Origin of the sequence: Algoriphagus sp. SE2 (assembly GCF_039563885.1) — a bacterium.
Lineage (GTDB): Bacteria > Bacteroidota > Bacteroidia > Cytophagales > Cyclobacteriaceae > Algoriphagus.
Genome location: NZ_JBCLWJ010000018.1, coordinates 21008 through 43471 on the forward strand (window position 1 = coordinate 21008; position 22464 = coordinate 43471).

General features: G+C 36.2%; 22 protein-coding genes. 16 read left to right on the forward strand and 6 right to left on the reverse strand.

Features of this window, described 5'->3' with window-relative positions:
- Nucleotides 1-27: 27 nt before the first annotated feature.
- Nucleotides 28-1152 (reverse strand): DUF4271 domain-containing protein, encoded by a 1125-nt coding sequence (locus AAGF08_RS17525; protein WP_343512644.1) that lies wholly within the window; start codon nucleotides 1150-1152, stop codon nucleotides 28-30.
- A gap of 2 nt (nucleotides 1153-1154) precedes the next feature.
- Entirely contained in the window at nucleotides 1155-2747 is a 1593-nt protein-coding gene (locus AAGF08_RS17530) for a POTRA domain-containing protein (RefSeq protein ID WP_343512645.1), read from the reverse strand.
- A 175-nt stretch (nucleotides 2748-2922) separates the two neighbouring features.
- Between AAGF08_RS17530 and hemW the strand changes: the two genes are divergently transcribed.
- The 7 genes from hemW to AAGF08_RS17565 all read left to right on the forward strand — a co-directional run bounded on the left by hemW (nucleotide 2923) and on the right by AAGF08_RS17565 (nucleotide 10799).
- Nucleotides 2923-4023 (forward strand): radical SAM family heme chaperone HemW, encoded by a 1101-nt coding sequence (gene hemW, locus AAGF08_RS17535; protein ID WP_343512723.1) that lies wholly within the window; start codon nucleotides 2923-2925, stop codon nucleotides 4021-4023.
- Between the two features lie 8 nt (nucleotides 4024-4031).
- The gene (locus AAGF08_RS17540) at nucleotides 4032-4346 is read left to right on the forward strand and encodes a DUF721 domain-containing protein (RefSeq protein WP_343512647.1); all 315 of its coding nucleotides are present in this window, start codon (nucleotides 4032-4034) and stop codon (nucleotides 4344-4346) included.
- 114 nt (nucleotides 4347-4460) lie between these two features.
- Nucleotides 4461-6527, forward strand: coding sequence for a GAF domain-containing SpoIIE family protein phosphatase (locus tag AAGF08_RS17545; RefSeq protein ID WP_343512648.1), 2067 nt, complete (start codon nucleotides 4461-4463; stop codon nucleotides 6525-6527).
- Between the two features lie 17 nt (nucleotides 6528-6544).
- A complete protein-coding gene (locus tag AAGF08_RS17550) occupies nucleotides 6545-6877 on the forward strand; it encodes an STAS domain-containing protein (RefSeq protein WP_343512649.1) in 333 nt (110 codons plus the stop codon).
- A 2-nt stretch (nucleotides 6878-6879) separates the two neighbouring features.
- The gene (locus AAGF08_RS17555) at nucleotides 6880-7293 is read left to right on the forward strand and encodes an ATP-binding protein (protein ID WP_343512651.1); all 414 of its coding nucleotides are present in this window, start codon (nucleotides 6880-6882) and stop codon (nucleotides 7291-7293) included.
- Nucleotides 7294-7378: 85 nt separating this feature from the next.
- Complete coding sequence (locus tag AAGF08_RS17560; protein WP_343512653.1) at nucleotides 7379-9379, forward strand: peptidylprolyl isomerase; 2001 nt, start codon at nucleotides 7379-7381, stop codon at nucleotides 9377-9379.
- A gap of 49 nt (nucleotides 9380-9428) precedes the next feature.
- Nucleotides 9429-10799: a peptidylprolyl isomerase gene (locus AAGF08_RS17565; protein WP_343512654.1), complete on the forward strand. Its 1371-nt coding sequence runs from the start codon at nucleotides 9429-9431 to the stop codon at nucleotides 10797-10799.
- A 39-nt stretch (nucleotides 10800-10838) separates the two neighbouring features.
- Here AAGF08_RS17565 and AAGF08_RS17570 read toward each other — a convergent pair whose 3' ends face one another.
- Complete coding sequence (locus AAGF08_RS17570; RefSeq protein WP_343512656.1) at nucleotides 10839-11156, reverse strand: hypothetical protein; 318 nt, start codon at nucleotides 11154-11156, stop codon at nucleotides 10839-10841.
- A gap of 85 nt (nucleotides 11157-11241) precedes the next feature.
- Complete coding sequence (locus AAGF08_RS17575; protein ID WP_343512658.1) at nucleotides 11242-13032, reverse strand: ABC transporter ATP-binding protein; 1791 nt, start codon at nucleotides 13030-13032, stop codon at nucleotides 11242-11244.
- A gap of 147 nt (nucleotides 13033-13179) precedes the next feature.
- On the opposite strand from AAGF08_RS17575, the gene AAGF08_RS17580 reads away from it, so the two are divergent.
- The 7 genes from AAGF08_RS17580 (at nucleotide 13180) to coaE (ending at nucleotide 18331) form a co-directional block, all read left to right on the forward strand.
- Nucleotides 13180-14280, forward strand: a complete 1101-nt coding sequence (locus AAGF08_RS17580; protein WP_343512659.1) for a Glu/Leu/Phe/Val dehydrogenase dimerization domain-containing protein — start codon at nucleotides 13180-13182, stop codon at nucleotides 14278-14280.
- Nucleotides 14281-14397: 117 nt separating this feature from the next.
- Nucleotides 14398-15582, forward strand: a complete 1185-nt coding sequence (gene nusB / locus AAGF08_RS17585; RefSeq protein ID WP_343512725.1) for a transcription antitermination factor NusB — start codon at nucleotides 14398-14400, stop codon at nucleotides 15580-15582.
- Between the two features lie 7 nt (nucleotides 15583-15589).
- Entirely contained in the window at nucleotides 15590-15895 is a 306-nt protein-coding gene (locus AAGF08_RS17590; RefSeq protein WP_343512661.1) for a YtxH domain-containing protein, read from the forward strand.
- Nucleotide 15896: 1 nt separating this feature from the next.
- Nucleotides 15897-16439, forward strand: coding sequence for a DUF1573 domain-containing protein (locus AAGF08_RS17595; protein ID WP_343512662.1), 543 nt, complete (start codon nucleotides 15897-15899; stop codon nucleotides 16437-16439).
- 2 nt (nucleotides 16440-16441) lie between these two features.
- On the forward strand, nucleotides 16442-16759 hold the full coding sequence (yajC, locus tag AAGF08_RS17600) for a preprotein translocase subunit YajC (RefSeq protein ID WP_343512663.1): 318 nt from the start codon (nucleotides 16442-16444) through the stop codon (nucleotides 16757-16759).
- Nucleotides 16760-16767: 8 nt separating this feature from the next.
- Nucleotides 16768-17733 (forward strand): YbbR-like domain-containing protein, encoded by a 966-nt coding sequence (locus AAGF08_RS17605; RefSeq protein WP_343512664.1) that lies wholly within the window; start codon nucleotides 16768-16770, stop codon nucleotides 17731-17733.
- Entirely contained in the window at nucleotides 17726-18331 is a 606-nt protein-coding gene (gene coaE, locus AAGF08_RS17610; protein WP_343512665.1) for a dephospho-CoA kinase, read from the forward strand. The genes AAGF08_RS17605 and coaE overlap by 8 nt, the downstream gene beginning before the upstream one ends.
- 81 nt (nucleotides 18332-18412) lie before the next feature.
- On the opposite strand, the gene AAGF08_RS17615 is transcribed toward coaE, so the two are convergent.
- On the reverse strand, nucleotides 18413-18838 hold the full coding sequence (locus AAGF08_RS17615; protein ID WP_343512666.1) for a nuclear transport factor 2 family protein: 426 nt from the start codon (nucleotides 18836-18838) through the stop codon (nucleotides 18413-18415).
- A 133-nt stretch (nucleotides 18839-18971) separates the two neighbouring features.
- Here AAGF08_RS17615 and AAGF08_RS17620 point away from each other — a divergent pair, with 133 nt between their 5' ends.
- A complete protein-coding gene (locus AAGF08_RS17620) occupies nucleotides 18972-19766 on the forward strand; it encodes a HipA family kinase (protein ID WP_343512667.1) in 795 nt (264 codons plus the stop codon).
- Nucleotides 19744-20151, forward strand: coding sequence for a DUF3037 domain-containing protein (locus AAGF08_RS17625; RefSeq protein WP_343512669.1), 408 nt, complete (start codon nucleotides 19744-19746; stop codon nucleotides 20149-20151). The genes AAGF08_RS17620 and AAGF08_RS17625 overlap by 23 nt, the downstream gene beginning before the upstream one ends.
- Before the next feature lie 52 nt (nucleotides 20152-20203).
- On the opposite strand, the gene AAGF08_RS17630 is transcribed toward AAGF08_RS17625, so the two are convergent.
- A complete protein-coding gene (locus AAGF08_RS17630) occupies nucleotides 20204-22339 on the reverse strand; it encodes a polysaccharide lyase 8 family protein (protein WP_343512671.1) in 2136 nt (711 codons plus the stop codon).
- Between the last annotated feature and the right edge of the window lie 125 nt (nucleotides 22340-22464).

Here is a 22464-nt window from a genome sequence, read left to right on the forward strand (position 1 = left end):
TATTTATTATGCTTTGATCATTCAAATCTATTGACCTAAAATCATGACCCACTTAGCCATGATTAAGAAAGGCACTAATTCTGCGATGCAAAGGTAAGTAAATAAATGGTATTTCTTAAAGCTCAATCTATTCATCATTATTAAGAATAAACTTATTATGCCGGCTATATAAAGCCAGAAAAATACTGACAATGAGAGCCCTATAGCCTCTCTGGAAGAGGAAAATTCATTCACTAAAAAAAATGCAATAACTAATACTAATCCTGCAATTGCCAAAACTACAAGTCTTAATAGATAAAAGAAGTGGGCAAATTCAAGTTTCCCAAGATCAAATAAATAGGCAACAACTCTGATTCCAATAAATTTTAAAACCGTAATTATCAAAAAAGCAAAAGCTCCCAATAACCATAATATCATGAGTGAATTAAAATCTATTCCTATCCAGGTTATTAGCCATTCTTGTCTATAAAAGAATAAGCCTAAAACAGCAACAAGTGAAGTCATTAAATTCACCATCAAAATATAAAATAGCACGTCTACTGAAAAAAATTTCTGTAGGTTTCCAGAATCAGAAAAATCCTCAGCAGTTAGCAAAGATTCCGGGCGAATCATCGCAATGAACAAATAAGGATATGCTAGTTTATATAATGCTAAGATTAGAAGAATAATAAAAACCGCTACAAAAAAGAAATCTCTTAAATCTTGTCTGTCATGTTTTCTTTCTTTTCCAATAATCTCATTCGAATCCGTGCGTATTTCTGACGATGAAGTCTTTTTTAAAATTTTTTTTACAGAAGCATCTCCCAAATCAATTCCTTTTTTGAAGACTATTAATTCTACTTCCCCCGCTCCAAATTCCTTTGAAAGTTCAGAAATGGGTTTGTTAAAAGTTGTATCTCCTTCCGAATAAACCCAGAGTTTCTTACCAATAAAAACAACCGACTTTTCTGGAAACTCAAATGAAAAATTAGCTAATGGGAAGGTATTTAAATCTAGATTTAGGACCAATCTGTCGTTAGGACGTATCCAAGTCTCTTGTGTGCCTTTACTCCATTCCTTATTGTAATCTTGTAATACCTGTGAAGTAGCCAGATTTGTAAAGGAGGCAAAAATCAAGAAAACTGTAAGTAGTTTGAAATAGGTTATTTTCATACTCAAAATCTAGCCAGGTAGCCGAAATGAATTCTGGAATAAGAGAAAGACAAAGGTTGCAAATTAGATTTTCCTAATCCATAAATAAACCTAAAAACTCCATTACCTGTATCTAAATTTATTCCGGCACCGAAAGAAACCGGATAATCTTCTTTGATCTCATAATAAGGATTTTCAAAAAAACCCAAATCAGAAAATACCATTAAGTAAGAATTACCTCCAAAAAACAATCGTTGTTCCATGTTCAAATAGGCATAAGTTTTAGCAAAAAAGAAGTTTTCATTAAACCCTCTAAATGTTTTCAAACCACCTGCTCTGAAGAGATCATTTAATAATAAGTTTTCATTTTGCATAAAACCTGCATTTCCTCTTAACCACATCCCCCAAGATTTTTTCAGGAAAATATGTTTTTCAACTTCAATTTCCGCTGTAAACTGAGGCGTATTCAAGTCAAGATTTTGATAAACTGATTCAGGGATTCCAGTATTTTGAATAATTTTTTTGTTTCCTGCAGCAAATTCCGACTTCAGACGCATTCCCTTGCGCGGGAAAATGGGGTAGTCTAAATAATTTATATCAATTCCAATCCCATAAACATTCCATCGGGAATCAGCTACATCAGGCAATTCTTCAATTTCTCTATAGGCAAAAGTTGAAATCAAATCACTCGCTTTTCTGTTGGTGAAAAATCGAATGGAAGAATAATTCGAAAGCTGATAACCAAAATCAAGACTAAAAAATCGATTTAGAAAAGTAGTGTCTTGCTTCAATAAATTGAAACCTATACTGATGCTTAGGGGAGATCGGAATATAAAGGATTCCTTTGCGCTTATATCCAAAGTCTGGGACTCTTTATTCATCCTTTGCCAATGAACAGCGACATCCCTTCCTTTCCCTCCTAAATGATATAATTCTAAATCTAACTGGCCAGTAATCAATACCTTTCCTGGTTCATTTTCATTAGGAAGCAATCCTATTACTCCATCTATCACATTGACATTTCTGTCACTTAAATAAAATATAGGTCTGGCATTTTTTGTCTGAAAACTAAGCTCTGGTGATTGAGATAACCCAAAGTAAGGAGACCTATTTAGGACTTGACCTGCACTTTCAAAATCATTTTGAGAAAAGGGTTCTCCTGGTTGTATTCTAACCAAATTCTGTACATACCGAGGTGAGGTTTTTGTATTTCCTAAAATTTGTACACTATCCCAAGTAATTAAGGGGCCTTCAACTAAATCGATAGAAGCAAAAATCTGATCCCCCTTTCGCTCCAAGCTATCTAATTTAATGGTAGCAAATGGGTATCCCCTATTTTCTAGATCTTCTAAAACATCTAAAGTCCATTGATTCCATTCCATAAATCCGGAATCAGGAATGGGCTTCTTTTGAATTAATTCCTCAGGGACATTCCCAGTCTTTATTTTGCTAAGACTAAATTTCTGCCCAAGATGTAATTCGTAAACTAATGAATCATTCCTTTCTGATTCTTTCTCCCAAAATGCTGATAGGTAACCCTTATTATTTTCTTCAATTAAGATTGAATCTAATTCCTCCTGCATCTTTGACTTCTCAACAAATAGTTTCCAATCCATTAACTTGGAAGAATCAGACCTTTTCCACTGAAACCACACCTGCGATTGTCCCAAAGAATAATTTGAGATCAAGAATATCAGGATGACCAGAATAGAACAGTACCTCTTCAAAGGATTTCAGGATTGATTATATTCGCAAAATAACAGAATTCCCTTGGCTGGCATCTACATCCATATTCCCTTTTGCAAGCAAGCTTGCCATTATTGTGATTTTCATTTCGTCACCAATTTGGAAAGCATGGAAGAAATGATTGAAAAAATAAAGGTGGAACTCATCTTGAGAAAAGACTATCTAAATGGGGAGAGGATTGAAACTGTTTATTTTGGAGGCGGAACTCCCTCTTTGCTAAAGCCAAAGATGATTGAATCAATTCTTGATATCATTCATAAAGAATATAATTCGGATTGGAAGGAGCTGACTTTAGAATCAAACCCGGATGACCTAAGCAAAGAAAATTTAAGTGCTTGGAAAAGCTTGGGCATAGATCGCTTGAGTTTAGGAATACAAAGCTTCAATTCGAAGGTTTTAAAGTTTTATAATCGGGCTCACTCAGCACAGGAATCTAGAGAAGCAATCGGGAAATCTAGGGACATGGGATTTGATAAATTCAGTTTAGATCTGATTTATGGTTTCCCGTATAAAGACCATTCCATCTGGCAAAATGATTTGAACGAAGCTTTATCATTGGACCCCGGACATATCTCGAGCTATGCTTTGACTATTGAGCCAAAGACCGCTTTGGGAACTTGGGTACGAAAAGGGAAGTTTGAGGCGCCAAATGAGGATTTCGTGGCAGAGCAATTTGAGTATTTACAAAAAGCCACGGAAGATACGGGTTATATTCAATATGAAATCTCAAATTTTGGCAAACCAGAACAATTTGCATTGCATAATACAAATTACTGGAAAGGAGTCCCATTTTTAGGTGTCGGGCCAAGTGCCCATTCTTTTGATGGCAAAAACAGGGGTGCAAATCCCAGAAATAACTCCATCTATATCAAATCCCTAAATGAAAATAAATCCCCATATGAAGCGGAGGATCTAAATGAGGAAGATTTATTAAACGAATACATTTTAACTGGACTTAGAACTATATGGGGAATCGATTTTAGTAGGATCCAGAAAGAATATCATGTTAATCTAAAAGAGAAAAAAAAATCCATTTTAGATCAAATGAATAAGGAGGGTTGGCTATTATGGGATAACAATAAGTTATCTTTGAGTAAAAAAGGAAAGCTTATTGCAGATAGCATTGCATCAGCACTTTTTACCTGAACCAAAGCATGATGAATAAAAAAAATCCTTTAAGCAGAAAGAAAGAAGTTGCCCCATTGGAGGCAGCATTTAAGGATTTGTTAAAAGCTTATCGATTGGAGGATAAATTCCAGGAGAAAAGTTTGGTTCAATCTTGGCCTGAAATAGTTGGAAAAACCATTGCGGACAGAACCACCTCTGTCTTTGTGAAAGAAAAGAAACTTTTTGTGAAACTAACTTCGGGTCCAATCAAAAAAGAACTCTTGATGAATAAAGGAAAAGTGATTTCTTTGATTGAGAATAAGTTTGGAAAGGGGATTATCGAGGATTTGGTATGTTTTTGAAAGAAATTAGTTCTTCTCTGTAAAGTTTACTTTTTTTAACATCCATTTTGTAATCAAGCCATTAGTCCCGGTCTTAATTTATTTCACATTGAGTATTATTGTGGGACGAAATCTATGATCAAATTACCATCCATCCATATTGGAAAGCTCAGCATGCTCCTGGCCATTTTGGTTTGGTTGTCTTTGCTTTTTGTGGATTTGGTCAGGTTGTTTGGTTTATTGAATGAACTTGAATCAGGAATAGCCAGAGAATTTACATGGGTTTTAGAAATTCTATTTTTCTTGAACGTCTATCTTTTTTATAACTATTCAATCAGTAAAAACAGTCAAAACAATTTCCTCAATCTGATTTGGAGGGCTGCCTCTACCGGAATTGTAGCTGTTTTTGTGTCTTTAATGATCAATTTGTTCTATTCCTTACTAGGAGATAGCAATCTAGCGAATGATCCCTTTCTAAATAATTTTTTCTATCACGTCAACTTTGCACTTATTTCAGTTTTTTTGATTTCCAGCGCATTGCTTTGGAAACATTTGATATTATATCAAAAAAGTAAGCGGGTAGTCAAGCAATGGCAAGCATATGAAATAGCTATGCTCGCTGCGATGTTTTTGGTATTCTTGAATAACAATACGGTTGATTACAGCTTTTTATTTGGTCTGGTTCTATTAATCGGTTTTGGGATCATTCTTTCAGCAAACTTAAAATGGATTCCCTACCTTACTTTCAGAGAAAAATGGAAATCCCTTCTTTTTCTATTTATAATCATCAACTGTTGCGGTTATCTGTTTTATCAGGTTCAAAAGTACAGTGACAGAACCCTATATGTAGTAAATCTTACGGATAACCTATTCCTGATTTCTCTTTTTAGTTTCATTTTCATCTATGCTGTTTTTTGCTTTTTAGTCACGCTTTTTAACCTTCCTACTTCATCAGTATTTGAACAAAAGCTGAAAGAGGCAATTAATTTTCAGAGATTAAGTCAATCAATCCAGCCTGAGGAAAGCGAAGAGCAAGTTTTGGATATTCTTGTCGACTCTTGTATGAGTGCATCGTATGCGGACGCTGCATGGTTGGAATTAGGAGATTTGGAAAGTTCAAAGGGGGTTCTTCAAGAAAGGTGGTTGGATACTGCCCTCAGAGAAGAGCTTAGTGAGCTGATCCAAAATCAAAAAGCAGCACAGGATTGGGCTCTAAACAATCGCCCCGAAAATCTAAATCCACTTACGCTTAAGCTCAATCATACCCGTTTCGAATCTATCTTGTTAGTTCCATTGGTGATTAACAAATTGGCAATAGGAAGGTTGGTTCTTTTAAAAGAGGTAAGAGATGGTTTTAATAAAGAAATGGTGAATATCATCAGTACATTTGTGCGTCAGGCATGCATTGCTGTGGAAAACCATAGGCTTCTGAATCAAGCTATTCAAAATGAACGATACCAAGAGGAACTTAAGATTGCACAGCGAGTTCAGAAATCTCTTCTACCTACCAAACTTGATCATAATGAATCCTTCGATATAGTAGCCTTTTCCAATGCTGCAGATGAAGTAGGAGGAGATTATTATGATACCTTTAAACTTGATGAGGAACGTTTCGTTATGATCATCGGTGATGTCTCAGGAAAAGGTACTTCCGCTGCGTTCAATATGTCACAGATGAAGGGGATTTTTCAAAGTCTCATTCAACTGAATCTAAGCCCAGCCCAATTTATGATAAAAGCCAATGCCGCTTTAAGCCGTTGTCTTGAGAGGAACCATTTTATCACCGCGTCCATATTTCTAATCAATACACAAGAAAAAACAGTTTGTCATGCCAGAGCTGGCCATGTTCCCACCTTGATGCATCAGGTAAATGAAAATAAATCAGATTATCTGGGGATTGATGGACTTGGTTTGGGGATTTTGAGAAACAAGCAATACGAAAATCACGTTGAGGAAAGAACATTCTCTTATTCATCGGGAGATGTTTTAGTCATGTTTACAGATGGTATTGTTGAAGCAAAAAATGAGAAATCTCAGCAGTTTGGATTTGAAAGAATTAGAACTTTGTTGGAAGTATACCACACATTAAGCCCCAAAGAAATCCAGTCAAAAATTATCGATTCCTTACACAGTTATGTGGGAGGAGATGGTCTAATCGATGATGATTATTCCATTATGGTAGTCAAATTTTCAGATCAATAAAGAAATCCGCATAAAACATGCTTACGATAGAAACTCAAAAAGAAGACAATCACGATCTATTAATTATTAAAGGAGAGATAGATGCCAGTAACTCTGTTATGCTGGATCAAAAAATGTTGGATTTAAAAAATGCAGGTTCAAAATCCATTTTGGTAGATGGAAGTGGGCTTGAATATATCTCCTCTGCCGGTTTAGGTGTTTTTATGTCCTATTTGGAAGATTTTCAAGAGGAAGAAATAACCCTTAAAATTTTCTCTCTTTCTCCTCGCGTTTTTGAAGTTTTCAAGATTTTGGGATTAGATCAATTAATGTCCATTTATGACTCAAAGCAAGCAGCGCTAGAAGTTTAGGAATGAAATATCAGTTAAAAATATATTGCAATACAACTGCATTGGCAGATCTCAGAGGTTTTCTCCAAACGACTCTGAGAGAACTAAATTTATCTGATAAAGATCAGCATCAGCTGACCTTAGCCGTAGAAGAAGTTTGCGCCAACCTGATCATCCATTCCCATCACTGCAATGGCTTAGATCAAATAAAACTTGAAGTTCAAGAAACACCCGAAAAATTAATTTTTGAAATAACCGATAAAGGAAAAGCTTTCAATCTTCTCGATTATGAAGTCCCTGACTTAAAAAAAGTTGTCAGCGAAAAGCGAAAAGGAGGATTAGGCATCATTTTGGTAAAGACTATTATGGACGAAATAGAATTTGAGTCAAAAAAGGGAAAGAATACCTGCAGACTCATTAAGTGGTTTCGATCCTAATTCTTGTTAAATCACAGACTTAACATTCATTTCCCTTTATTATCTGATAAATTTGTAAAATTGCACTGAAATTAAGCACCAGTTCATGAACAACCGAACAATTTCGGCACATCTTCTTTCTCTACTATTTATTATAGCGTCCACCTTTCCTGCGTTAGCATTAATGCAAACCGTAAGTCAGGATGAAACGCTATTGTCGATTGGGGGAAAACCGATTGAAAAAGATGAATTAATCTACCTCATTTCGAAGGGGCAGGATTCAGCTCCTTCTTCAAGTGGAATGTCCAGAGAGGAATTCGAAGACAATCTAAACCTATTTGTCAATTATAAGCTTAAGGTTCGGCATGCTGAAGAACTTGGATTGGATAAAACCGATGAGTTCATCAATGAATTTGAATCATTTAAAGAAAATCTTAAAGCTCCTTATTTGATTAAGAATTCATTAGAAGAAGGCGAACTTCGCAAAGCTTACTCAAGAATGCAGGAGGTAATCAGAGCAAGCCATATTCTTTTTGAATTTCCACCAAATGCAAGTAAAGACGATAGTCTGATCGTCTTGAGAATGGCCTTGAAAATTAGAGACAAAATAAATTCAGGAGCAGATATCAATGAGCTAGCAGTCGAATATTCTGATGATCCCTCGGCAAAGGTTAACAAAGGAGATCTTGGTTACTTTACAGCTTTGCAAATGGTCCAACCCTTTGAAGATGCTGCATTTTCATTACAGCCTGGAGAGGTTTCCGACCCTGTCATGACAAATTTTGGCTATCATATTATTAAAGTCCTTGATAAAAGACCGAATCCAGGTCAAGTGAGGGTCTCTCATATTTTGGTAAGAATAGATGAGAATGATACAACCAGCGAAAACTTGGCTAGAAGAAAAATCGCTGATATCTATACCGAAATCCAAAAAGAAAGCACAGTCTGGGAAAACATTGTTAAGAACTATTCAGAAGATCCATCTTCAAGTCAAAACGGAGGGTTGCTACCTTGGTTTAGCGTAGGCTCCATGATTCCTGAATTCGAAATGGCTGCATTTTCATTGACGGAAATTGGGGAAGTTTCACCACCAGTTCGTACAAAATATGGATACCATATTCTTCGCTTGGAAGATAAAAAATCCATTGACTCTTTTGAAGATTTAGAAGAAAGTATCCGGTCAAAAATCATGAGAGATTCCCGCTCCACCATGATTCAATCACAAGTAATGGCTATCCAAAAATCCAGATATAACTTTGACGAAAATGAAGTTTCGGTAAAAAATCTGGAAAATGAATTAAAAACTTTCACCAAATCTCAGCTTCCGGGTGCAGTTGCAGCAAAGGGGTTAGATAAAGATGAGTTATTTACCCTTCAAGGTATAACTTATACGATGGATGACTTAGTGAAATTTATAGAGGATGAAGAATTAAGTATAAAAGTTAAAACAACAATGTTTGATGCTTGGTACGATCGATTTACTGCTTCTATCTTGAATAAAGCTGAAGATGCTGATATCCTTACTAACAATAAAGATTATAAAATGCTTTTGAATGAATACCATGATGGCATTTTACTATTTTCTCTAATGAATCAAGAGGTTTGGCAAAAAGGAATTCAAGACTCACTAGGTCAGAGAGCCTTTTATGAGGAAAATATTCAAAACTATCAATGGGATGATCGGGTAAATGCATTCATAGTGAAAGTACTTGATATCAACCAACTCGAAGGAGCAAGAACCAAATTGAAGGGTCAAACTATTTCTCAAGACTTGATTCAGGTATTCAATACTAATTATAAAACTAAGACACCACTTGCATACCAAACTGAAGATGGCTTGATAGAGTACAAAAAGCACCCTATCCTTTCTCAGGCCGAATTGACTGAAAGCTATCAGGAAATTGAAGCGAATGGACATTTACATATCGTACTATTGGGTGAAAAAATTCCAGCAGGTCCTAAAAGATTTAATGAAACAAGGGGGCTGGTGATCAAAGATTACCAAGAGCAATTGGATAAATCGCTGATTGCAGAACTTAGAGAAAAATATCCAATAGAAATCAATGCAAAAGCAAAAGAAGAAGCTTTTGTATCTCTCAATCAATAATAAAGACTGAAAACTTACTGAACCGAAAAAAAGGTTTGAACGAATACCAATGAAAATATTTAACCGATTTACACTTACTTTTCTGGCATTTTCAATGCTCTCATCTTTGGCAGCACAGGAGGAAAATCCAACTGCAACTGGGCAGGTTTTGGATAAAATTGTCGCAAAAGTAGATAATTATATCCTTTTGGAATCAGACATCCAGAAGACCTATTTGGAGGCTTTGGCGCAAGGACAACAAGGAGTTACTCCTCCTACTAGATGTGAGGTATTTGAGACCTTGATGGTCAATAAATTAATGGTCGCAAAAGCAGAAATAGATTCAGTAATGGTTACTGATGCAGAAGTAATGCTTCAAACCGATCAGCGATTCAACATGGTCATGCAGCAATTTGGCGGAAATGAGGAAACTCTTGCTGAAATATATGGAAAAACAGCAGATCAACTAAAGTCTGAAATTGAAGAAGTCATTAGAGAGCAGTTGGTCGTTCAGCGTATGAGAGGTGTAATTACAGAAGGTATTAGTGTATCTCCTGCTGAGGTAAGGGAGTTTTTTAAAAGTATTCCTAGTGATTCTCTTCCATTCTTTTCTGCTGAAGTAACGGTAGGTCAACTTGTCAAAAAACCAGACGTAAATCCTCAGATTAAAGAGGATATCTTCAAAAAACTACGTCAATTTAAGCAAGACATATTAGATGGAAAAGCAGACTTTGCTGACTTAGCTAGAGCCTATTCTGAGGATCCAGGTTCTGCAGCACAGGGTGGTGATCTTGGTTTTTTCAGAAGTGGAGAACTTGCCCCTGAATTTGAAGCTACGGCAATGGAATTAAAACAGGGTGAAATTTCTGATCCTGTGGAAACTGCATTTGGAATTCATTTGATTCAACTTCTTGAAAAAAGGACAGGCACATATAACACTCGTCATATTTTGATGATTCCAAAGGCCTCTGAGGAGGACTTGCAGAAAGCCGAAAGATATTTGGATAGTTTAAAAACAGAGATTCAGGCTGGTAAAATTGAATTTGCAAAAGCAGCAAAAGAGTACTCGGATGACAGAGGTACTTCCGACAATGGTGGATTCTTTGTAGATCCGGCAAATAATTCGAAAAGGCTAACACTTCGTACACTGGAGGATCCGGTGCTTTACTTTACCTTAGATAGTATGGAAGTAGGTACGATTACAAGGCCTATTAGATTTGAAGACCCTAGGGAAGGAACCAAAGTAAGAATCCTTTATTATCAATCTAAGTATCCTGCACACCGTGCAAATCTCGAAGATGATTACGAAAAAATGAAGGCTGCAACACTTCGTAAGAAAGAAGATGAATTATTGTCAGAATGGTTTATTACTGCCAAGGAAGATGTATTCATTGATATTGATCCAGCTTATGATCGATGTAATGCCCTCCAAGATAGGTAAGTAGAAATAAACCCGGAAGATTCTACTTCCGGGTTTATTTTATTTCTTCCCAAAAAGTGCTTTAAGGGCCATTCCAAATTGTTTGAGCCCTTCCCTAAAGAAGCCTTTAGACTCCTTTAACTTTGGCTCCAACTCCTCTTTTTTCTCTTTAAATTCTTTTTCAAGTAGGTCTTTCCCCTTTTTTAATTCAGCTTCAAGTGTAGTCTTATTTTCTTTTAGCTCTTGAATTTTCTTTTCAATATCATCTTTTACTTCGGAACCTGCTTCGGAACCTTTCTTAACAAGTTCTTCTATCTTATCACCAATTTCTCTCAATACTTTTTCGATATCCTTGGTTGTTGATTTTTTCTCTTCCATATCTCAATTGGTTTAATCCGTTGATTCACATCAATTTAATGAATTTTTCGGTAGTGTGTATACTCTTTGAAAATACTCCTAAAATCTAGCCTTCTACCGATTCTCCAGCTTGGGTCTGCTTTTCATATAATTCTGCATAAACTCCCTTTTCGGCCATGAGAGACTTGTGATTTCCTTTTTCTACTAATTTCCCATCATCTAATACAATGATCTGATCGGCTAATTTGGCAGAAGAAACCCGATGAGAAATAATTATAGAAGTTCTATTCTTCATTATCTTTTTTAAAGCATTCAGAATTACATTCTCGGTTTTAGTATCCACAGCTGACAAACAATCATCCAGAATCAGAATTTTGGGTTCTTTTGCAATCGCTCTGGCAATAGAAACCCTTTGTTTTTGCCCTCCTGATAAAGTAATCCCTCTTTCTCCAAGCAAAGTCTCAAAGCCTTTTGGAAAGTCTATAATATTTTGATATACATCTGCATCTTTAGCTGCTTTATGGATTTTCTCTTCATTTGCTTCATCCAATCCAAAAGCAATATTATTACCTATGGAATCGGAAAAAAGGAATACATCCTGCGGAACATATCCAATTTGCTTCCTTAAACTCGACACATTATACTTCTCTATGGATTCATTATCGATTTTAATTGATCCCGAACTAGGATCGTACATTCTCATGAGTAGGTTGGCAATGGTAGACTTACCAGATCCTGTTGTTCCAATGATTCCTAATGTTTGTCCTGATTTTATTTCAAAGCTTACATTGTCCAATGCCTTAATTCCAGAATCAGGATAAACAAAGCTCAAATTCTCAATCTTAATCTCACCATCAATCTCTCTTTCCAAATTCTCAGTACTTATAATATCATTTTTCTGATCTAGGAATTCATTAATTCTGGTTTGTGAAGCAGCGGCCCTCTGAACAATACTTGTCACCCATCCTAAAGATGTAACCGGCCAGGTCAGCATATTAACGTATAAGATAAATTCAGCAATTATACCGTAACCTATTTGGCCACTGATCACTTGCATGCCCCCCACATAAACTGTAATAATGGTGGATATCCCTACCAAAGCCATAATAATAGGGAAAAACAGGGCATTAACTCTTGTCAGTCTAATTGACTTTACCTTGTAGTCTTCACTCGCTTTTTCAAAATCTCTGGCACTGTCCTCTTCTCTAACAAAGGCTTTGATCACCCGAATCCCTGAAAATGCTTCCTGTACAAAAGTGCTGAGCCCTGAGAGACTCCTTTGAATTTTTTCGGATCTTTCATTGATCAAATTATTGACAAAATATATACTTAGTGAAAGTACAGGTAATGGCAATAAAGAATATAGGGTCAATTCGGGATTTACAGAAATCATATAAGAAATCACCAATGGGAAAAGAATCAAAAGATTCAAACCATACATAATAGCAGGCCCAAGATACATTCTAACTCTACTGACATCTTCAGTGATTCTCGCCATCAAATCACCCGTACTATTTTTTCTGTAAAAGCTTAATGGAAGATTTTGATAATGCTCAAAAATCTCATTCTTCATATCATATTCAATTCGTCTGGACATGATGATGATGGTTTGACGAATTAAAAAGAGGAAAAATCCTCTCAGCAAAGCCATTACCAAAATCAAAATTCCAAAAATGAAGACAAACTGAAGAAAAATTTCTCTAGCATTTTCGCCGACACCCCCCAACTCCAAAGGCTTATAAATCGAAAAACTTTCTACCACATAATCTATGGCAAGTCTTACCAACTGGGCAGGTATAATTACGAAAATGTTTGAAATAACCGTAAATATTATTCCCAAAAGCAATAATCCCTTGTATTTGTACAGGTACTTATTAAGTCTCCAAAGCGGCTTCACCAAATAAAAATTTTAAAATCGAGAAATATGTTTGTAGAAACTAGATAAATTAATTCTTTGAAGGCCAATAAAAGTATTTAATTTTGTATCAGCCTTTCTATCTAGGTTAAGTCCCAAATATAACACATTCTAAAAAGCTAAGTTCACATGTTAGAGATTAAAGCTACCGAAACTGTGCAAGAAAGCTCCATCTTTGGACAAATCAGCACCATGGATCATGAGCAAGTCGTGATTTGCCATGACCAACCCACAGGGTTAAAAGCAATTATCGGCATTCACAATACTGTGTTGGGACCAGCACTTGGTGGAACCAGAATGTGGCCATACGCTAGCGAAGAAGAGGCGATCACAGATGTCTTAAGATTATCAAGAGGAATGACCTTCAAGAATTCTTTGGCAGGATTGAATCTTGGCGGAGGAAAAGCTGTGATTTTAGGTGACCCTTCCTTAAAAAATGAGGCATTCATGAGAAGGTTTGGTCGATTCATAGAAAGTCTCGGAGGAAGATATGTAACCGCTGAAGATGTCAATATGAGTACAGCTGATATGGAATATATCAGAATGGAGACTCGTCATGTAGCTGGTCTACCTGAGATCAAAGGTGGTGCAGGAGATCCTTCTCCGGTAACAGCATATGGTACCTACATGGGTATGAAAGCTGCAGCAAAAAAAGCTTTTGGATCTGACTCTTTAAATGGAAAGAAAATTGTCGTTCAAGGTGTAGGTCAAGTTGGTAAATATTTAATTGAATATTTAGTAAAAGAAGGTGCCGAAGTAATGATCACAGACATCTTTGAAGATAAACTAAAGCAGGTAGCAAAAAATACCGGGGCAACTGTTGTTGATCCTAACGTGATTTATGACCTCAACATGGATATTTATGCACCTTGTGCTTTAGGTGCAACCATTAATGATGAAACCATAGACCGTTTAAAATGTAGTGTTATCGCAGGTGCTGCAAACAATCAATTGAAAGATGAGGCCAAGCATGGAAAGATCCTTCTAAAAAAGGGAATTGTATATGCCCCGGACTTCCTGATCAATGCTGGAGGAGTAATTAATGTAGGTGCAGAATACCTTGGTGACTATATCAAAGAGATGGTTTACCAGCAAACCGAAAAAATCTATGATACCTGTTTGGTGATTCTGGAAAAATCAAGTAACGAAAATATTCCTGCCCAACAAGCAGCGATTGAGACTGCAAAAGCAAGAATCGCGGCAATGGGTAGTGTCAAATTGCCATTCTAAGCAATTACCAAATCATTTTAGAACCACCGATAAGGAATTTTCGGTGGTTTTTTTGTCTACAAAGCCATGGGTATACCCCATGCAAATTACCTATATTTGCAACTCCATTTAGAAGATATGTTAAATAGAAGAATACTTAGGGTCAAGGCATTCCAAAATCTTTATGCTTATGAACAGTGTAAAGGATCCAATTTAAATCTAGCTAAAGATTTTATTAAGGAGTCTTTCTCGCCCGACCTCAATAGTATGGAGGTTCAAGATAAGGTAGCATTAAATGAGGAAGCAAAACTTGCTTTGAAGCTATTTGAAGAAAACCTGGGAAATAAGGAAGCTTTGAAATCCAATGAGGCTTCGCCAAAAATCAAAAAAGTCGTTTTAGAAGCTTTGAAACAATTCAATGCAGCTAATAAAAAGGATAGAGACTTTTTATTAAAAAATATGGTTGTCTCCGCCGAAAGAATCCCCCAGCTCTATTTAATAGCTATTGAATTACTGCAAGCTTTTGCAAAACATGTGGCAAAGGAATTTGACAAAAAGAGAAAATTCAATCGGGATGATCCTGCCGGATTTGCCAATGAATTGAATTTAGCTAATAACCAGGTACTGAAGCATATTCGTGAATCAGATGCATACATGGCAGCTGTAGCGCGTAATAACGCCAATTTAGACGACTTAGAATTGGAAATAAGTCAGTGGTTTAGGGACTATGTCAAACCGTCTGAAGAATATCAGTCTTATATAAGTATCTCAAACCCTACCTTAGAGCAGGATTTTGAGCTTGCGGATCAACTTCTGAAAAAAATCATCTTTAAAAATGAGGTAATTCTAAATTACTTCTCAGAGAAAGATTTGAACTGGACAGAAAACAAGTCTGTTGTTAGAAGTCTAGCATCAAAGGTTTTAAAGAATTCATCACTTTTGGATGAGTCAGAAAGCAGCCAACTTCCTGAGATTGCTATGAACTGGGATGAGGATAAGGAGTTTTTTCAAAATATCTTTAACTTCACCATCGAAAATGATGAATTAAGTAAAGAGCTAATTTCTCAAAAAACTAAAAATTGGGATATTGAACGGTTGGCTTATACTGATAAAATCATTATTTCTATGGCTTTGGCTGAGATGAAGAATTTTCCAAGCATCCCGGTCAAGGTCAGCATAAACGAATATATTGACATCTCAAAAACATATAGTACTCCAAAAAGCAAGCAATTTGTAAACGGATTATTAGATGTCATGTCAAAAGAGCTAACCGAAAGTGGTGAAATCCGTAAAAGCGGTAGAGGACTTTTGGACAATAAATAATAATATTATGAGCAAGAACAGTAACAACTCATTTCTAGCATTCCTCATAGGAGCTGGAGTAGGTACAGCAATAGGAATACTCTTTGCACCTGATGCAGGAGGAAACACACGTGACCGATTGACTTTCAAACTTTCGAAGTATAAAAAGGAGTTAGAAGATCTGGTAGGTGAACTTGTGGAAGGTAAAGAAACGCACTTCAATGAAGCAAAAACGGAAGGCAAGCGTGTTATCACTGAAGCTAAAAATAAGGCAGAAAATCTACTTAATGATGTCAATAAATTAATCGATCAAATAAACCAAGGAGATAATTAATATGAAAATCAACATGTTAAGTGTTGCAGCACTTTCCCTATGCATAGCTCTGGGGACTTCCTGCAGCCAGAAAAGCGACCAAGACGCAAAAATAAAAGCTCTTGAAGAAAAAATTGCTGCTTTAGAAACCGGCAATACTTCTATAACTCCTGTGAATGCGCAAGCTTCTCAGGCAGCAGATCCTAGCACTTTAGGTCAATTTCAATTTCCTGAAATGGAATATGATTTTGGTAATATCAGCGAAGGTCAGATCATTGAGCATGAGTTTAGCTTTGTGAACTCTGGACAAGCACCTCTAGTAATATCAAACATCACAGCATCTTGTGGTTGTACTACTCCGGATTGGACCAAAACTCCAATTAAACCAGGAGAAGAGGGATTTGTAAAAGTTGTATTCAACTCAACTTCTAAGCGTGGAGCACAAGCTCCAACTGTAAGTATTCAAGCAAATACAAACCCAACTGTTACCAGATTGAGAATGAAGGGTACAGTGACACCAAAAGTAGCTGGTGCTTCTGCTCCAGTAGGCCCAGTTAAAAAATAAGTATGATTACTACAGTATTAGCACAGGCCGCTGCTGGCGGTAGCGGCATTCTCGGACAAGTTTTCCTGTTCGGTTCTATAATTCTAATCATGTATTTCTTCATGATCAGGCCGCAACAGAAAAAACAAAAAGAGAGCAAAAAATTTATTGAGGAAATTAAAAAGGGCGACGAAGTAGTAACAATCGGAGGTCTACACGGAAAAGTAAACACAGTTGACGCCGATAAAGTCGTTCTTGAATTAGACAGAGGTTTAAAAGTAACTGTTGAGAAATCAGCAATTTCTTTAGACTTCTCCAAAAAAACGACACCAAGTAAATAAATTGAATTTTGCCGGAAACAAAAAAATCCTCAAAAAGGATTTCTCCTAAAAAACTCTCTGATCTGAAAGTGGTAGTTCTCTGCATTGCAGCAGCTACCACTTTTTGGATTTTAAACGCCCTGAATAAGGACGATTATAATACTATTGTAGATTTTCCAATCGAGATGGTTTACAATAGTGAGGCTTACATGCCAGTCAAAAAATTACCTACTAGTATTGAAATTGAGATCAATGGGAACGGTTGGGATTTATTGAGAAAATACTTCAATATTAACGAGAGTCCATTTCCTATTGAATTAATCAATCCCGCTGAAAAAGACTATATACTAACCTCTGACCTAAAGAGAACATTGGGAGATTTTCTGAGCCCAACTCAGCTTATCTCAGTTCTTGAAGATTCTATTAAATTCCAGATAGATGAAATCCAAACAGTAAATCTTAGACCTGTATTAGATTCATTAAGCTATTCATTGGCAAATAATCATCGAATTCTTGATGAGATTAAATTCATCCCCGAGACAATCAGTATGACCGGTCCCAGTTCAATACTGAAAACCTTCAATGGGGTTTTTCCTGTCCAAATGAATAAAAATAGAATCGATGATAACATTGATGAGGAGATAAAACTGGAAATCCCAAAAAATTTAGAGGATCAACTCTCTTTAAATCAAAATTCAATCAAGGTTCAATTTGATGTTATCGCATTCCTAAATGGAAACAAAAGGCTGAAGGTAAAAAAAGTGAATTTCCCGAGAACGGTAACCATGGAAAATGAGGAAGCCGTCATCATGATTTATTACTTGGTCGATGAGCGAAAATCTGATGAATTAAAAGACCTTGAATTTGAAGCAATTTTAAATTATTCCAAACGAAATAGAGAAGATAGTACAATCACGGTTACTGTTGAACCAATGCCTCCCTACTTAGAGCAAGTTCGGGTGGAACCCTCCACAATAAAACTCAATTATGAGTAATAAGATGCCCTTATTAGTCGGCCTCACAGGCGGTATAGGATCTGGTAAATCCACCGTTGCTAAAATTTTTCAAATCTTAGGAATTCCCACCTACTTTGCCGATGATAGAGCAAAATGGCTTATGGCAAATGAGCCGGAATTAATCCTAGAAATCAAATCTAATTTTGGGTCTGAGTCTTACCTAAATGATGGATCTGTGAATCGTACATATTTATCAAAAGAAGTATTTTCAGATCCTGAAAAAGTAAAAAAAATAAACTCATTAGTTCATCCCTCAGTTGGTAGAGACTTTAAATCCTGGGTATCAAAGCAAAACAGTCCATATGTGCTCAAAGAAGCAGCATTGATTTTTGAGAGCGGTAGTAATTTGGAGTTGGACTATGTTATAAACGTCAGCTCTCCATTAAAAGTAAGAGTAGCAAGAGTACTCATGAGGGACAGATATAGAACTGAGGAACATATAAATCAGATAATTGACCAACAATTGCCAGATGAATACAAAAACAAAATGTCTGATTTTATTATCAAAAATGTAGACAATAAGCTTCTGATTCCCCAAGTTTTAAAAATTCATGAAACATTACTTTCTAAACAGTAAAGTTCCTGTGCTTTCTTAAATTTTGGTATATCCATTAACCGCTTGATAGGTCGAGCCGAGTACACCAACGTCTGGTTCGAATCACAACTTTCTTTCTGACCAACTTTTATTGACTATTTTCCAACTTCCTTCGATTTTCATTAAAGTCAGAAAATCATAATAGTAAATTCCTGGCCAATATAGTTCAGTTTCAACCGAAGCTGCATTTCCCTGAACGCGAATTGAAACAATTTCATTTTTATATGATTCAGGATTTCTAGCTTCACCTTTAGAAGTTGCTTCAGCCCATGTATCGAAATTGGTCAAAGTGAAATTTTCTCCCCTATATCCTATCAATCTTGCTTCGGGAATAAATGCTTTTTCAAGTTTTGCCTTATCCCGTTGCATCATCCCATCAAAATAAAGCTGGACTGTTTCTGAAATTAATTGTCTATCATTGGAAGATTGGGCCATCGCCTCTGTGAAAATCATCAGGGTAAAAAAAACGAAGATTGAAAATGATTTCATGATATTTGGAATCTGGTTTTAGTATTTTATATCGGTAGAACATGAATCATTCCTTTTTTACAAATTTGAAGAAGGAACTTTTGTTTTATTTTTAAAGAATAGATAAAAGAATAATTTTTCTTCATTTCAACGCATGAAATATAACGTTAATTTTCGTACAATAAATGTGACACGCTACATCCTTCCATTACGTGAAGGCGGGTCCTTACCTGCTTTGGCAGATGCAGACGACGGATTTAAATATGTTTTGAAGTTTCGGGGAGCGGGACAGCGAGAGAAAGCATTAATCTCAGAATTCCTAGGTGGTGAAATAGCTAGAATTCTTGGACTGAAAGTTCCCGAAATAGTCTTTGCGAACCTTGACCCGGCCTTTGGAAGATCAGAAGGAGATGAGGAGATTCAAGATTTATTAAAAGGAAGCCAAGGTTTAAATCTTGCGCTGCATTTCCTTTCTGGAGCGATAAATTATGATGCTTTGGCAATGAGCATCGATCCGATTTTGGCTTCTAAGATTGTCTGGCTTGATATGTTTATAACGAATGTGGACAGGACCTTCCGAAATACGAACATGCTCCTGTGGAACAGGGAACTTTGGTTGATAGACCATGGTGCGGCATTTTTATTTCATCACTCTTGGACCAATTGGGAAAAAAATGCATTGGGGACATTTCCCATCATAAAAAATCATGTCCTTTTGCCAGAAGCAAGTCACCTGGATGAAGTAAACGAAGAATTCAAAGACATACTTAATGAGGAAATATTCAAGGAATTAGTTTCAGTTATACCAGATGAGTGGCTAATTGCCGGAGGAGATTCGGAAGACACAGATGAAATCAGAAATGTCTATTCCAGTTTTTTAAGCCTTAGATTATCTAATTCAGATCAATTCATAAAAGAAGCTCAAGATGCAAGGAAATCACTTATATGAATATGCCGTCATTCGGGTGGTACCTAGAGTAGAGCGTGAAGAATTTATTAACGTTGGTGTCATCGTTTGCGATTGGAAAAGCGGATATTTAAACTCTAAAGTTGATCTTGATAAGCAAAAGCTACTTGCTCTGGATCCGAATGCAGATCTTGAAATGATTCAAAAAAATTTAGATTCGTTTCATAAAATATGTTTGGGCAAATCGACCGGTGGACAAATCGCTGAGATGGATCTAGCATCCAGATTTAGGTGGCTAACAGCTGTAAGAAGTTCCATTATCCAAACTTCTAGACCCCATACTGGGTTCAGCAATAATCTTGCTGAGACGCTTGAAAAACTATTTATAGAACAGGTGCAAACACAGACTATTTCTAATAAAAAGTAATTCTATTATTTCTTTTGAGTTGAGTTATTAATCTGGAAGAATTTTTGAGGCATCAAATTTCTATTGTTTGACTGACAGTAGAACCCGCATAATCATCTTTAGGGAGGTCAAAATTTATGGATTTGGACTTACCATCCATTTTTAAAGTTACTTTTATCGACCCCTTCAAAAGCTGAGTAGGTTCTGCCAAACTTATTTTCCACTTCCCATCACTCTCTTCTTGGATTTGAACCAAACAAGGTTGATTTACAGATAGCTCATTCCCTTCCCACTCGAAATTACCTTTTTCATAATATACAAAACCTATCAAACTATTTGATTTATCCTCCACCGCCTGCACTTTCCCGTCATTAGCCAGTATTGCTATCTCTGAGACAGCTTTAGCTTTAAGGTCTTCAGGTGTACTTACCCCAGGTAATAAAACATAGCTGTATTTTGCATTATTAGGATTCAAGCCATGGTTAATGTAAACTTTAAAAACTTCCTTCTGAATGGGTTTATCAGATGAGTTTCCATTAATTTCTCTCCATGATCCTGGCTGTTCCTTAGCTGAAACAACGATATTTTGATCGCTTGGAAAATAATAGCCAATCTCGTCATGAAAGATCCATCTTAAGTCTTTATTGAATTCTGAATAGCCTTCATCAAATTCACTAAAATCGTTTTGATCTGCTACCAAAACAGGTCCACGAAGCCGAGATTGATTTACTGTAGTATTAATGTTTTCAGGGCGGTCAGCAGAAATCTCTGCTCCAAGGCAAATCACTTTATCTTCGAAAAAAAACCAAGCCTTCTTAGCTTTAGTTTTATAGTCATCCATTTTATAAACAGTAACTCCATTTAAGCCATCACTAACACCACCCACAAAATCTGCATTCCCTGGTTCTGATACCCAATTGGTCCTTTTTCGTAATTTTTTGTTCTCTGGAGTAGTCGTACCAGGAATTTTATTCCACTCCCAATTAGGGAAAATATTGAAATACTCATCCCCTTTTACGGCAATATTGGTGGCACCTTCAGTCAACCACTGTCCGTTAAGATTTTCTTTATTCCCTGATTCAGTCCTGATGGTTCTTGATGAGGCAATATTTACTGAAACCATAAACTCCGGCCTGTGATGAACAGTATAATCTGATCTCCAATAGTGAATATTTCTTGGCTTTATTTGATAGGAAGGCGGTTGTTTTCTATCTATCCTTTCTATTGCAGATTGGTACTCCTCTTTATGCTCATCGATATCTATCCCTTTTAGTTGTTTTACCAAGCTGGAATTTGTCCTAGTAGCATTATTCCTCGCGATTCCTCTTCCTATTACGCTGAAGTCAATATACCTACCTCTCATAGACTGTAGATATCCGTTTCGGGCAAAATCAGAGATCAGGGCAATTTGTTCCGGAGTAAACGAATAACTTGTCCCAACGGTGAAAACTGCAACATTTCTTATTCCAGATAAATATTCTCTACCGTATCCATGCATGTAGAGTTCAGGTCCATGAGCATGGAAAGACCTGTCTCGCTGAATTCCTTCTCCCTGCGATACTTTTATTGATTTAGAAGTTACAGATACCGCACTGTCCAATAATTCGGAATTCTCAGTCAAAACTGCTTGCATAATCATATGCTGAGCTATATCGGTAAGATTTGAGCCATCTTTTCCCGGAGATTTAGTGATTGAAACAGTTTTGTTCATCCACTCAAGCATTGCTTTTTCTAGATCGTTTGGTATCCCAGGATTAGCAAATCGTAGAGCAATTAATAAACGTCCGATTTCTTGCGGCACACTTATACTTAGCCACCACCAATTATCAGAGTTTGGTGCTGGTTCTAAACTTGTCCAATACTTCATTCCAGAAAGTATTTTCTCATAAAGATCAGGGTTTTGATACAGGCTGCTTTCTGGTCTTGAATATGCTTTTGCGAATACACCTAGTCTTTTGATGTGATTATTGGGTTTCCAACCTGTCATGGACTTATCTGAATAATTTATATCCTCCCAACTACCATTTGGGTCCATTGAGGCTAAAAGTTTAGTGGCTTCCTGGTCCAAATCATCCGTGTTGTGGCTGTTTTGATATTCATCAAATACCCTCTTTTGAATAATTTCAAAATCAGAATTCTGCCTAGCAAATGTTGGAGTGAAATTCCAAAGCAAGAAAAATAAGAAAATGAAGTAGTAATAATTTTTCATAACACTCAATAAAAAATACAAAATTGATTAGTAATTCATTTAAGTTTTGTCATTTAGCTTTAAGCATAAACTAATAATTAAAATCAAATACATCAACCTGAATTAGAAAATCAAGAGGAAATTTC